General features: G+C 72.3%; 11 protein-coding genes. 7 read left to right on the forward strand and 4 right to left on the reverse strand.

Annotated elements, in window-relative coordinates; genetic code table 11:
• Positions 1–146: 146 nt before the first annotated feature.
• The 3 genes from WFH32_RS16550 to WFH32_RS16560 all read right to left on the reverse strand — a co-directional run bounded on the left by WFH32_RS16550 (position 147) and on the right by WFH32_RS16560 (position 4362).
• On the reverse strand, positions 147–2540 hold the full coding sequence (locus WFH32_RS16550) for a glycoside hydrolase family 3 C-terminal domain-containing protein (RefSeq protein ID WP_336708427.1): 2394 nt from the start codon (positions 2538–2540) through the stop codon (positions 147–149).
• Between the two features lie 109 nt (positions 2541–2649).
• Complete coding sequence (locus tag WFH32_RS16555) at positions 2650–3282, reverse strand: hypothetical protein (protein ID WP_336708428.1); 633 nt, start codon at positions 3280–3282, stop codon at positions 2650–2652.
• Between the two features lie 453 nt (positions 3283–3735).
• Positions 3736–4362 carry a TetR/AcrR family transcriptional regulator gene (locus WFH32_RS16560; RefSeq protein ID WP_336708430.1) on the reverse strand — a complete coding sequence of 209 codons (627 nt, stop codon included), beginning with the start codon at positions 4360–4362 and terminating at the stop codon, positions 3736–3738.
• Between the two features lie 116 nt (positions 4363–4478).
• On the opposite strand from WFH32_RS16560, the gene WFH32_RS16565 reads away from it, so the two are divergent.
• The 7 genes from WFH32_RS16565 (at position 4479) to WFH32_RS16595 (ending at position 10731) form a co-directional block, all read left to right on the forward strand.
• A complete protein-coding gene (locus WFH32_RS16565; protein WP_336708431.1) occupies positions 4479–6140 on the forward strand; it encodes an FAD-dependent oxidoreductase in 1662 nt (553 codons plus the stop codon).
• Positions 6141–6391: 251 nt separating this feature from the next.
• Positions 6392–6835, forward strand: a complete 444-nt coding sequence (gene nrdI, locus WFH32_RS16570; protein WP_336708537.1) for a class Ib ribonucleoside-diphosphate reductase assembly flavoprotein NrdI — start codon at positions 6392–6394, stop codon at positions 6833–6835.
• Between the two features lie 414 nt (positions 6836–7249).
• The gene (locus WFH32_RS16575; protein WP_138824553.1) at positions 7250–7687 is read left to right on the forward strand and encodes an XRE family transcriptional regulator; all 438 of its coding nucleotides are present in this window, start codon (positions 7250–7252) and stop codon (positions 7685–7687) included.
• The gene (locus tag WFH32_RS16580; protein ID WP_191795970.1) at positions 7684–8100 is read left to right on the forward strand and encodes an ImmA/IrrE family metallo-endopeptidase; all 417 of its coding nucleotides are present in this window, start codon (positions 7684–7686) and stop codon (positions 8098–8100) included. The genes WFH32_RS16575 and WFH32_RS16580 overlap by 4 nt, the downstream gene beginning before the upstream one ends.
• Positions 8097–9233, forward strand: a complete 1137-nt coding sequence (locus WFH32_RS16585; RefSeq protein ID WP_336708432.1) for a DUF6545 domain-containing protein — start codon at positions 8097–8099, stop codon at positions 9231–9233. Before WFH32_RS16580 ends, WFH32_RS16585 begins: the two co-directional genes overlap by 4 nt.
• A 30-nt stretch (positions 9234–9263) precedes the next feature.
• The gene (locus WFH32_RS16590) at positions 9264–9899 is read left to right on the forward strand and encodes a hypothetical protein (protein ID WP_336708434.1); all 636 of its coding nucleotides are present in this window, start codon (positions 9264–9266) and stop codon (positions 9897–9899) included.
• A gap of 202 nt (positions 9900–10101) precedes the next feature.
• A complete protein-coding gene (locus tag WFH32_RS16595) occupies positions 10102–10731 on the forward strand; it encodes a LysE family transporter (RefSeq protein ID WP_336708435.1) in 630 nt (209 codons plus the stop codon).
• Between the two features lie 213 nt (positions 10732–10944).
• On the opposite strand, the gene pyk is transcribed toward WFH32_RS16595, so the two are convergent.
• Entirely contained in the window at positions 10945–12369 is a 1425-nt protein-coding gene (gene pyk / locus WFH32_RS16600) for a pyruvate kinase (protein WP_191795974.1), read from the reverse strand.
• Positions 12370–12385 lie beyond the last annotated feature (16 nt).

The following is a 12385-nucleotide window of genomic DNA, read 5'->3' on the forward strand; positions in this document are numbered from 1 at the left end:
CCGTCACACCATTGCTCAACAAGAAGAACAACAAGAACTGCGCCGTCCCCGGACGCCGCTCAGAAAACCCCGACCACGCCTGACCAATCCGTCGGAACATCACACACACTCTCTCTCAGGAAGAAGGAACGAACCGGACGTGCGCGTCAGCGCGCGAGCTCGGCCCGCATCCGACGGGTGGAGCGGCGGTTGCGGAAGAACCCTGCGACCAGGGCCCCCGCTCCACGGAAGAAGTGGCCGTTGACGATCGTGAGCAGGCCCTCGGCCATGTCCATGCTCATGGCGCCGTTCGTCATCTTCGCGATCGCCCGGAACGGCATCCCGCGCAGGAAGAGCAGGTTGAGGTCCGGGGTGCCCTTGGCCTCGGCGCGAGCGATCCGCCTCGCCAGCTCCCGGTAGGCGAACCGGGCCAGCGGGCTCCGTGCGTGCTCCATGTCCGACAACGGGCTGTTGACGCCGAGCGGCCCGGTCACCTGGCCTCGCGGGGCGAGCGGTCGGCCCAGGAGCGCGGCGAACGCCTCGTCGGAGACGTCCGTCACCCGGCCGGTGCGGTACTCGTCCGGCACCGCGTCGACATCGGCAGCGGCCATACCCGCCACGACGTGCTCGGCCGTCAGCAGCACGGTCTCCACGTCGGAGCCCACGGCGAGCGTCCAGGCGCCGCCTTCGGTCTCCCAGGCGCTCGACGTCGTCGAGAAGTGCCGGAAGGTGAAGCGGTCGAAGTCGATGCGCACGCGTCGGGACTCGCCCGGCGCGAGGTGCACCTTCGCGAAGCCCTTGAGCTCGCGCACGGGGCGGTGCACGCCGTCGGCGTCCTGGCGCCCCACGTAGAGCTGGGCGACCTCGGCCCCCGCGACATCACCCGTGTTGGTCAGGGTGAACGTCACGCCGTCGGCGTCGACCGCGAGGTCGGTGTAGGCGAACGTCGTGTAGCTCAGGCCGAACCCGAACGGGAAGGCGACCGGGACGCCGACCGTCGAGTAGTAGCGGTAGCCCACGTAGGGACCCTCGCGGTACTCGGCGTCGACCCCTTCGCCCGGGTAGTAGCGCGCGTTGGGCACGTCCTCGAGACGGACGGGGTAGCTCTCCGCGAGGCGACCCGACGGGTTCACCGCACCTGTCAGGACCCGCACCACGGCCTCTGCGCCGCCTTGGCCGCCCAGGTAGCCGTGGACCAGCGCACCGCACTGCGACAGCCACGGCACCTCCACGACCGATCCCGCGCTCAGCACGACCACGATCCGGCTCGTGACCGAGGAGATCCGCGCCAACAGCTCGACCTGGCTCGGCGGCAGACGCAGGTGGCTCCGGTCCTGCCCCTCCGACTCGCTGATCTCGTCCAGCCCGAGGTACAGCAGCACCACGTCCGCCGTGCGCGCCGCGTCGACGGCCTCTGCGACGAGGGCGGGGTCCGCGTCCCCGCCGCGCGTGAAGCCCTGCGCGGTCGCCACGACCTGCAGGTCCGAGGCGCCCAGGGCGTCCAGGGCAGTCGTGAGCCGGGTCGGGTTGACGACCGAGGATCCGGCGCCCTGGTAGCGAGGCGTCGCGGCGAAGTCGCCGACGACCGCGACCCGGGTCCCCGACGCCAACGGCAGCAGATGGTCCTCGTTGCGCAGCAGCACCGCGCTCTGCTCGGCGACCGTGCGCGCCAGCTCGTGGTGCGCGTCGAGGTCGACCTCGCGCCCCGCCCCACCGATCCGGCTCCCGAGGACCTTCATCTCCTCGACCCGCGCGTCCAGGTCCGCCATGTCCAGGTCGCCGCGCTCCACGGCGGCCACGATCTGCGCGGCCGAGTCGAGGCCCGGCGAGGGCATCTCGAGCGTCCCGCCGCGGCGGACCGCCTCGACCGCGTCGTTGCCGCCGCCCCAGTCCGTCACGACCGCGCCGTCGAAGCCCCACTCGTCCCGCAGCACCTGCTGGAGCAGGAAGGGGTTCTCGTTGGCGTAGGTGCCGTTGATCAGGTTGTAGCTCGACATGATCGAGAACGGCGAGGACTCGCGGACCACGACCTCGAAGCCCGTCAGGTAGATCTCGCGCAGCGTCCGCTCGTCCACCACGGAGTCGCTCGTCATGCGTCGCAGCTCCTGGCTGTTGGCCGCGAAGTGCTTGGGGCACGCCGCGACGCCGCGCGACTGGATCCCGCGCACGTATCCGGCGGCGAGGCGCCCCGAGAGCAGGGGGTCCTCGGAGAAGTACTCGAAGTTGCGCCCGCACAGCGGGCTGCGCTTGACGTTGAGACCAGGACCGAGCAGCACGTCCACGCCCTGGTCCGCAGCCTCGGCGCCGAGCGCCTCGCCGACCGACAGCGCCAGCTCGGGGTCCCAGCTGTTCGCGACCGTGGCCGCCGTCGGGAAGCAGGTCGCGGGCTGCGACGCGCCCAGGCCGAGGTGGTCGGCCGAACCCGTCTGCTTGCGGATGCCGTGCGGGCCGTCGGACAGCCACAGCGTCCGGATGCCGTGCCGGGGTACCGCCCGCGTCTCCCAGACGCTCTCCCCGCTGAGGAGTGCGGCCTTCTCGAGCGTGGTCAGTTCTTCCGTCATGGTTCTGCTTCCGTTCCCCCACGGAGGTCTTCTCTCGTGGGTGCACTGGTGTGGTTCTGCACGCCCGACCGGTCCGACGGGCTGCGTTGCTCTGGGGCGGGCGTCGCGACTAGCGGGCCGCCTCGACGACCGGCTCGGCGACGGTCGGGCCCGAGCCCGGGGGCGCGTCGGTCCCGGGCGCCTGCTTGAAGATGATCTTGAGGATCGGGAAGTACACGAGGACCGAGATCAGCGCGTTGATGATCATCGTGACGAGGTCTGCCCCGACCTCCCCGGTGCTGCCCCAGCGCTCGACCATCCACTGGTAGATCGGCGCCTTGTAGAAGCCTTGCAACGCCGCGGCCGCGAAGGTGATCAGCACGTACGCGACGAAGTACCAGGCCGCCGCACGCCAGATGTTCGTGTCCGACTTGAACGTCACGTTGCGCTGGAGGAAGAAGTTGATGACCTGGGCGATGAGGAGGGTGACCTGCACCGCCAGGAAGTACGCCAGGCCGCCGCCTCCGGCGGGCAGGGCACCCGCCGCGTAGTCGAAGAGGTAGAACGGCGAACCGTCCGCGTTCACGTTCACGGCGAACGCCTGGAAGGTCTGGTCCACGAGAGGTGTCTTGGTGAAGACCCACTTGAACAGCGGCATCAGCGCCAGCTGGAGCACCGTCATGCCGGTGCTCAGGAGCGAGAACATGATGAACTGCGCGACCGTGGGGCGTCGCTCGGAGAGGTCAGTCCAGAACGTGCGCACGAGAGCCCCCCTGACGTCCTCGGGGCTGTGTCCGTGCGTGGCACGTCTTGTCCTGGGCCACCTCGGCGCGGTGGCAGCGCACGACGGCGACCTCAGGCGCGGGTTGCGTGCGTGGGTCCACTTGTGTGTCTCCTTCGACTGTCCAAGAGCGGTCGCAGGCCGGGGCCGTCCCCTGCCGCGCCGTCGACCGGGCGGACTCGGGTGACGTCGGGGTCGAGCCCCTCGTCCGCTGAGGGCCGCCACGCCCTGGTGCCCAGAGACGTTGGTGTCGCTGGTCGGTTGATAACGAACTCATCACAGCGCACCCCTGGTGAGGGGGGTGGTCGGTTTGCATAACCTGTCGGTTCTGGCGCACAACCTGTCGCCCCGGCTGGCGTCCTCGCCCGGTGACGACCGCCGTCGGTCCGGTGGCGGAGGGCGCCCGCCCACGGCGGGACGTCGACAGCGGGACGTCTACAGCGGGAGGTCGCCGACGCGCGTCGGCACGCCGGGCAGCGGTGTCGCCGCCGGGGCGCGCAACGCGTCGAGGACGAGCGCGTGGGCGCGGGTGTAGGCGTTCGCGGCGTTCGTGGTCCCGCGTGGCAGCCCTCGGCTGACGGCCGCCATGAGCAGGACGACGTCTCCTGTCGCGACGTCGCTGCGCAGACTCTTCTCCCGCTGTGCGGCGCCGACGAGCTCGTCGACGAGCTCGACGAGCTCGTCCCGGACCTGCACGAGACCGGCGTGGTGCGCGAGGTCCGCGGACTCGGCGGCCGTGACCGCACCGGTCAGGGTGAGGACGACCCGCAGGCGGTGCGACCAACCGAGCGCACCGACCAGCGCGTCCCAGGCCGTGCGCTCGTGGTCGCGCGCCGAGCGCATGTCGGCCAGGAGCCCTTCGAGCGCGTCCTGCAGGACTGCGCGCAGGAGCGCCTCCCGGTCGGGGAACCGGCGGTAGAGCGTGCCGATGCCGACTCCGGCCTTGCGGGCGACGGTCTCGAGAGCGACGTCGGGGCCGACGTCGACGAACAGGGACGTGGCCGACGTGACGATCTGGTCGCGGTTGCGCTGCGCGTCGGCGCGCAGGACTTGCTCGGACATCGTTCCCCCTCGGTCGGCCTCTTCCGCAGCAGCGTATCGCCCGCTACATTCTCGATACGGAGGATCATCCTCCGGTTCTGCCGAAGCGTGTGAGCTGCGCGTGAGAGGAGGCCGCGATGGAGCGGTCGTGGGACGACGAGGTCGATGTCCTGGTGGTCGGGACCGGTGCAGCGGGGCTCTCGGCGGCGGTAGCCGCCTCGGACGCCGGCGCCAAGGTCCTGCTGGTCGAGGGCACGGACCGGTGGGGCGGCACGACGATGCGCAGCGGCGGTGGGCTGTGGATGCCGGCCAACCCGCTCATGGCACGTGACGGCGTCGAGGACTCCGCCGAGAAGGCGCTGACGTACCTCGACGCGGTCGTCGAGGACGCCGGTCCGGCGACCTCGCCGGCGCGCAAGCGGGCCTTCGTCGAGGCCGTGCCGGAGGTCGTCACGAGCCTCGAGACGCACGGGGTGCGCTGGGTCCGGGCGACCGACTATCCCGACTACTACCCGGAACAGCCCGGTGGGATGGTGGGACGCAGCATCGAGGCCCAGGCCTTCGACACCCGACGGCTCGGTACCTGGATCAAGTACTCACGCATGAACGACGGCGGGATGCCGCTCCCCCTCCGCACCGACGACGTGTGGCTTCTCGCCCGCGCGTGGTCCTCACCCAGCGGCTTCGTCCGCGGCGCCCGCTTCGTCGGGCGCACGCTCGGCTCCCTGGTGCGCGGGCAGCGCCCCGCGGGCATCGGTGCGGCGCTCGTGTGCTCGCTCATGCAGGTCGTACGGACGCAGGGCACGCCGGTCCTGCTGAGCACCCCGCTCGTCGAGCTCGTCGTCGAGGACGACGCGGTCGTCGGGGCGGTGCTCGGCGGTCCGACCGGCCGGCGGACCGTCCGGACCCGGGGTGGCGTCGTCATCGCGGCCGGAGGCTTCGCGCACCGCACCGAGTGGCGCGAGAAGTACCACGGGGTACCCGGGTGGAGCGCGGCCGCGGACGGCGACCTCGGGACGGGGATCGAGGCCGGGGTCGCGGCAGGCGGGACGCTGGCCCTCATGGACGACGCCTGGTGGGGGGCCGGCGTCGCGAACGAGAAGGGGATGAACGGCTTCGTGCTCAGCGAGCGGTCCATGCCGTACAGCATCCTCGTCGATCAGCACGGGCAGCGGTACACCAACGAGTCGGCGAGCTACATCGACTTCGGGCACGCCATGCTCGAGCACGACCGCACCACGCCCTCGATACCGTCCTGGCTCGTCCTGGACTCCCGTGCGCGCCGCAGGTACCTGTTCACCATCGCGCCGTCGGGCACCAAGAATCTCGAGAAGGCCGGGACCCTCGTCGTCGCCGACACGCTCGAGGACCTCGCCCGGTTGCTCCACATGGAGCCCGCGCAGCTCGCCGCGACCGTCGAACGCTTCAACGGCTTCGCGCGCACCGGCGTCGACGAGGACTTCCACCGCGGGGACTCGCTGTACGACCGCTACTACGGCGACCCCGGCGTCAGGCCCAACCCGAACCTCGGCCCGATCGAGAGGGGGCCGTTCACGGCCGTGAAGATCGTCCCGGGCGATCTCGGGACCAAGGGCGGGCTCCTCACCGACGAGCACGGCGCGGTCCTGCGCGAGGACCTCTCGCCCGTCCCGGGGCTCTATGCAGCAGGGAACTCGACCGCAGCGGTCATGGGACGCACCTACCCTGGCCCCGGCTCGACGATCGGGCCGGCCGTCGTCTTCGGCTACCTCGGCGCACGCCACGCCGCCTCGCGCGCGGTCGTGACCGCGGCCCCCTGAGCAGGACGGCGTGCTCCCGTCGCACGGCGGGAGCACGCTGGAGCCCGCTGGCACGGCCCGGGCCGCCGGGACCTCCATGAGCACCGGGACGGGACCTTGTGCCCTGGCCGGCCGCGCAGGGCCGGTGTGGACTGGAGAGTCCCCCCGACCTGAGGAGCGCCGCACCCGTGCCCGACGCCGCCCGTCCCGATCGCTCTCCCGTCGCCGAAGGCTCCCCCGGGGGCCCGGGTGCTCCTGGGCTGGTGAGCCCGGTGCGGACCGTCGTCTACTTCTACTCGTCGGCGTCGGGCATGGTGCGCTCGTTCGCGCTCCGGCTGGGCCGCGAGGCGTTCGACCTGGGCGACCGTGAGGTCCGTCGCTCCGTGCCGGACGGCCCCTGGGTGCTGCTCACGCCCTCGTACAAGACGGGGAACGTCGACAACGACACCATCCCCGAACCGGTGCGCCGCTTCCTCGCGAGCCCTGTGACGCGGCGACGTCTCGTGGGGGTCATGGGGTCGGGCAACCGGAACTTCGGCGAGCACTACCAGGCAGCGTGCCGGCAGATCGCCCGGACGTCGGGGCGCCCCGTGCTCTTCGAGTTCGAGCTGCAGGGCACGACGTGGGACGTCGAGGAGGCCAGGAGCATCCTGGAGGGCCTGGACCGGGCGCTCGACGTCGAGCACGCGAGGCGCGAGGCGGGCGCGCAGGCCTAGACGGGACCGGGCCGGCCGCTGGAAGGACGCAGGGACAGCGCCGGCGCCGTCCGGGGACCCCCTGCTCCCCCGGAGGCGCCGGGCGGTCGCGGCGTGACGGGACGCACGACCCCCAAGGCCTCGACCGTCACGAACCGCGACATCCGTACTCTACTGAGGGCATCCCTGACCCGACGACGATGTTCCTGTAGATGAGAGAGCTCTCATGTGAACTGCACCACACGAGCGCGCCGGTCACACATCGCCACCACATCGGGACCGGCCCACGGCGTCCCGCCGGTGGTCGCGCTCCTGCCCTCGGAGACACCGCCGGAAACAGCGCTCGACGCGCCCGCCCTCACCCGCCCGGCGCCGGTCCGTCGGCTCGGCGGACAGGTGCTACCAGCACCCCGTCGATCCTGGGACAATCGAGAGGTGACGACACAGGAGAACCCCCCGGGCGAGCGGCTCAGCCGCGCGTTCCAGCACCGGCTGAACGAGCTGTTCGCGACCAGGCAGCGGGCCGGACGCGGCGCGACCAACCGCGAGGTCGCGACCTGGATGACCGAGCACGGCTACGCCGTGAAGGAGGCCTACCTGAGCGCGCTGCGCGGCGGCCACCGCACCTCTCCCTCGCTGCGCATCATCGAGGGTCTCGCGGCGTACTTCGGCGTCGAGCCCAAGGACCTCCTCGACACGGGCGAGGACCCCAAGAAGGAGCTGCGCCTCGCCCTGTCGGACCACGGCGTCGAGGCCTTCGCGATGCGCGCCGAGGGGCTCTCGGCGGAGAACGTCCGTGCGGTGACTCAGCTCCTCGACCAGATGCGCCGCATGCAGTCGCTCCCTGCCGTCGAGACCGACGACGAACCGTGACCGAGCATCGCGCCTGGCTGACCTCCGCCGGCCTCGACCGCGCGCGCAGCATCGACGAGGCGCGCGGGATCGTCGCGACCCGTCGCGGGCGCCCGGTCGACGTCGTCGACGGCCCCCTCGGCGAAGGGGTCTCCGGGATGTGGCTCAGCCTGCCGGACGGCGAGAAGGTCATCGTCAGCTCCGAGGCCGCGCTCTCCCCGCGCCACCGGCAGCACATCATCGCCCACGAGCTCGTCCACATCCTCGACGCGTGCGACGACCCCACGGCTCCTCCCCCGGGCCCGCAGCGACGCAACCGCTACGAGGACCCGGTCGAGCACCGTGCCGAGTCCCTCGCGAGCGAGCTCATGATGTCGATCGAGGCGACGGGCGGTGTCGCCCACCGGTTGGCAGGCATGGAGCGCTACCGGTGACCTACCTCGCCTTCCTGCTCTTCGCCGGGGCAGCGGGGTGGACCGCGCTGCGGCACCGCTCACACCTCGACGGCGACCGTGCGCTCACCTGGGGTCTCGGCCTCGTGGCCGCGGCCTCCGCGCTGCGGATCGACACCATCGAGTCCTTCCTGCTGACGTCCGCCCCGGCCGGGCTCCACGAGCTCGCGAAGCACTCGCTGCTCGTCGCGGGCTGCCTGTGCATCGCGGCCTGGGTCCAGGGGACCCAGGGGCGACGTCCTCGTCCCCGGTACGTCGTGGCGGGCGTGGTCGGCGTCGTGAGCGTGCTCGTCGTGGTCTTCGTCCTCAACGGGCCGTGGGAGCGACGGGACTTCGACTTCCAGACCGCCGGCAAGCCGTGGATGGCCCTCTACTGGGCCACCTACTACGGCGCCTTCCTGTGGGCGACGGCGACGTTCGGCGTCTCCACCCTGCGCTCGCGCGGCGAGCGACCGCGCGGCGGCAGATGGGGCATGGACCTGGCGGCGGCCGGAGCGTTCGTCGGCGTCCTGTGGGCGCTGCTCAGCGCCGTCAACATCGTCCTGCAGGAACCGGAGGCCGTCGGGCAGTTCCGCCTCCTCGGCGTCCGCACGCGGTACCTCATCGCGACGTCGAGCGTCCTGCTCACGGTCGGGATCATGGGACACCTCCTCTCCGCGGCCCGCACCCGCAGGCGTCGGCACGCCGACCTCGGCGCCCTGCACTCCCACCTCGTGGACGCCGTCGCCGAGTCCCGGCTGCCCGCCGTCCGGCCCGAGGTCGCGGAGTACCACCGCACCATCGAGATCATGGACGCCCTGGCGACCCTCGCCCGCTACTCCGACCCACAGGACGCAGCGCAGGTCCGCGCCCTCGTCGGCGACGCGCCCGCACCCGTGCTGCGCGCCCTCCAGATCGACCTCGCCGCGACCCGGAGAGGGATGGACGAGCGGCCAGCGGTCCCGGCCGACTGGGGCGACTGGGTCAGTGACGACCAGGCCCTGCGCGATCTCGGGCGGGCGTTCCGCGAGCAGACGGGCGAGCGGCGCGCGAGCGTCCTCGTGTCCGTCCTCGGGTACGACGGCCACGAGGGCTCGCACCTCCCGCCGGGCAGCGAGCGCGACGACCACCACTGACCGCGACCGCACCCTGCCGCTCGGAGAACCATGGCCCACCCCGTCCCCACCGCACCGCCGGCCGAGGCGCCCCCTGGCACGACGGCGCCCCACCCCCGGTGGGCCGTCCTCGTGACCGAGGTGCTCGCCCCCGGCTACACGGTCGCCGCGCTCGTGCTCGCGACCGCCCTGTACGCCTCCCCCGGTGTGTCGGGCCTCGGCCACGTCGCCCTCGCCGTGCTCCTGTGCGGTGGGCTGCCCTACCTGTTCGTGCACGGGCTCGCCCGCCTGCGGGTGCTCGAGTCCCGGCACGTGCGTCCTCGCGCGCAGCGCATGATCGTCTTCGCGGGACTCGTCCTCATCGAGGTCACGGCGATCGTCGCCCTGCACCTCACGGGGGCTCCGCCGCTGTTGCCCCAGCTCCTCACGGCCTACCTCTCGGGGATCGTCGCCCTCGCCCTCGTGACCCCGGTCGTGCGTGCGTCGGTGCACACGGGCGTCTTCTCGGTCGCGGCAGGCGTCGCGACCACGCTGTCGTGGTGGCTCGCGGCCGGTCTGCTGGTCGTCGCCGTGGTCGTGGGCCTCGCCCGGCTCGGGGTGCGCGACCACACGCGCACGGAGGTCGTCACGGGCCTCGTGCTCGGTGCGGTCGTGGGCGCGGTCGCGGCAGCCGTGCTCGTCGGCTGACGACCGGCCCGCCGTCCGCGCCCGGGCGAGCGGCGCCGTCGGGCACGAGCGCTGCACGACTCCGAAAAATGCTTGACGGCTCGGCCCCCAGAGGTGATCCTCGATCCATGCCGACGACGCCCGCTCCCCGCCCGCTCGCCGCTCCCGCGCGACCTGCCGGCCGACAGCAGGGCCTCCCGACCCGGCGACCTCACCCGGACCGATGACGGCCGCGCTCGTCGCGGGCCTCGTCGCCGGGTACGCGATCGCGATCCCCGTCGGCGCCATCGCGGTCTACCTCGTGACGCTCACCGCGCGCACGCGTTTCACCGTGGGCGCCGCGGCGGGCCTGGGCACCGCGACCGCGGACGGCATCTACGCGACGGTCGCCGTGGTGGCAGGTGCGGTCGTCGCGCCGTTCGTCGCGTCGATCCGCACCCCGCTCACGTGGGCGTCGGTCGCTGTCCTGGTGTTCCTCGCGTGGCGCACGTTCCGTCCGGCTCTCCAGCGCGTCGTGCCCGACGGCGCCACGCCCCGCCCGGCGACGAGCGACACCACTCCCGTGCGCGCCTACGCGACGCTCCTCGGGCTGACCCTGGTCAACCCCGCGACCGTCGTCTACTTCGCCGTGCTCGTCGCGGGCGGGGCGCTCAGCCCCGACGCCACCGGGCCCGAGCGTGCCGTGTTCGTCGCCGCGGCGTTCCTCGCGTCCGCGAGCTGGCAGCTGGTCGTCGCGGGCGGTGGCGCGGTGCTCGGACGGGCCCTGACCAACGACACCGGTCAGCGGGTCACCGCGGCCGTCGGCGGGCTCGTGATCCTCGGCCTCGCGGTGCACCTGGCGCTCGGGGCCTGACGGCACCCGGACGTCAGGGCGCGACGGTTCGCACCGGGGCGTACCGCTCGACCGCCGACCGGAAGACGTCCGCCGCGCGCTCCCGCGCCTCCGTGCGGTCCACCGCTCGGGGTGAGCACCGCCGTCGGGCCGGGACGACGAAGCCCCGGTGGCCGGTCGCGCGAGGAGCGCGGCCGGCCACCGGGGCCGTCGTCGATCAGGGGTCAGCGCGGATCAGACGTCCGTGCTGTCACCGATCCGGTGCACGAGGATCGAGTTCGTCGTGCCCGGCTGGCCCACGGGCGCACCGGAGACGACGACCACGAGGTCGCCCACCTCGGCGAGACCGTTGGCCTGCAGGGTCGTGTCGACCTGGCCGACCATGGCGTCGGTGTTCTGGACCTCCGGCACCTGGTAGGTCTGCGTGCCCCACGAGAGCGACAGCACGTTGCGCACGTGCTCACGCGGCGTGAAGGCCAGCAGCGGGATCGACGAACGCAGACGCGACATGCGGCGCGCCGAGTCGCCCGACTGCGTGAACGTCGCGAGGTACTTCGCGCCGAGGATCTCACCGATCTCCGCAGCGGCACGCGTGATCGCGCCACCGCGGGTGTGCGGCGTCGAGCCGAGCGGAGCCATGCGCTCGCGGCCGGCCTCCTCCGTCGCCTCGATGATGCGGGCCATCGTCTCGACCGTGAGGATCGGGAACTCGCCGACGCTCGTCTCGCCCGAGAGCATGACGGCGTCCGCCCCGTCCAGGACGGCGTTCGCGCAGTCCGACGCCTCGGCGCGCGTGGGGCGCGGCGAGTTCGTCATGGACTCGAGCACCTGCGTCGCCACGATGACCGGCTTCGCGTTGCGGCGAGCCATCTCCACGATGCGCTTCTGCACGAGCGGGACCTGCTCGAGCGGGAGCTCGACCGCGAGGTCACCACGCGCGACCATGACACCGTCGAACGCGTCGACGATCTCGGCGAGGTTCTCGACGGCCTGCGGCTTCTCGATCTTCGCGACGACGGGGACCGTGCGGCCCTCCTCGTCCATGATCGCCTTGACGTCGTCGAAGTCCGCGGCGGAACGCACGAACGACAGCGCGATGATGTCCGCGCCAATGCGCAGCGCCCAGCGCAGGTCGTCGCGGTCCTTGTCGGACAGCGCCGGCACGGAGACCGCGACGCCCGGGAGGTTCAGACCCTTGTTGTTCGACACAGGGCCTGCGACCTCGACGCGCGTCACGACGCGCGGGCCCTCGACGGCCGTGACGCGGACGAGCACCTTGCCGTCGTCGATGAGGATCGGGTCGCCGACGCGAGCGTCGCCCGGCAGACCCTTGTGCGTCGTGGAGACGAGCTCCTTGGTGCCGACGACGTCCTCGGTCGTGATGGTGAAGACGTCACCCTCGTTGAGCCAGTGCTTCTCGTCGCCGCCGAAGCGGCCCAGGCGGATCTTGGGGCCCTGCAGGTCGACGAGCACCGCGACCGAACGGCCCGACGCCGCAGCGGCCTCGCGCACGCCGTGGTAGACGGCTGCGTGCTCCTCGGCGCTGCCGTGGCTGCGGTTGATCCGCGCCACGTCCATCCCGGCGTCGACGAGCGCCCGGAGCTGCTCCTTCGACTCGGTCGCGGGTCCGATGGTGCAAACGATCTTTGCTCTGCGCATTTCTCCAGCCTCGTTG

The sequence above is a fragment of the Oerskovia sp. USHLN155 genome (assembly GCF_037145535.1).
Classification (GTDB): domain Bacteria; phylum Actinomycetota; class Actinomycetes; order Actinomycetales; family Cellulomonadaceae; genus Oerskovia; species Oerskovia rustica.

Coding starts and splice junctions, on each gene's coding strand:
- WFH32_RS16560 (WP_336708430.1), bottom strand. CDS start 4,362: ATGTCCGAGCAAGTCCTGCGCGCCGACGCGCAGCGCAACCGCGACCAG.
- WFH32_RS16550 (WP_336708427.1), bottom strand. CDS start 2,540: ATGACGGAAGAACTGACCACGCTCGAGAAGGCCGCACTCCTCAGCGGG.
- WFH32_RS16595 (WP_336708435.1), top strand. CDS start 10,102: ATGACGGCCGCGCTCGTCGCGGGCCTCGTCGCCGGGTACGCGATCGCG.
- WFH32_RS16565 (WP_336708431.1), top strand. CDS start 4,479: ATGGAGCGGTCGTGGGACGACGAGGTCGATGTCCTGGTGGTCGGGACC.
- WFH32_RS16590 (WP_336708434.1), top strand. CDS start 9,264: ATGGCCCACCCCGTCCCCACCGCACCGCCGGCCGAGGCGCCCCCTGGC.
- pyk (WP_191795974.1), bottom strand. CDS start 12,369: ATGCGCAGAGCAAAGATCGTTTGCACCATCGGACCCGCGACCGAGTCG.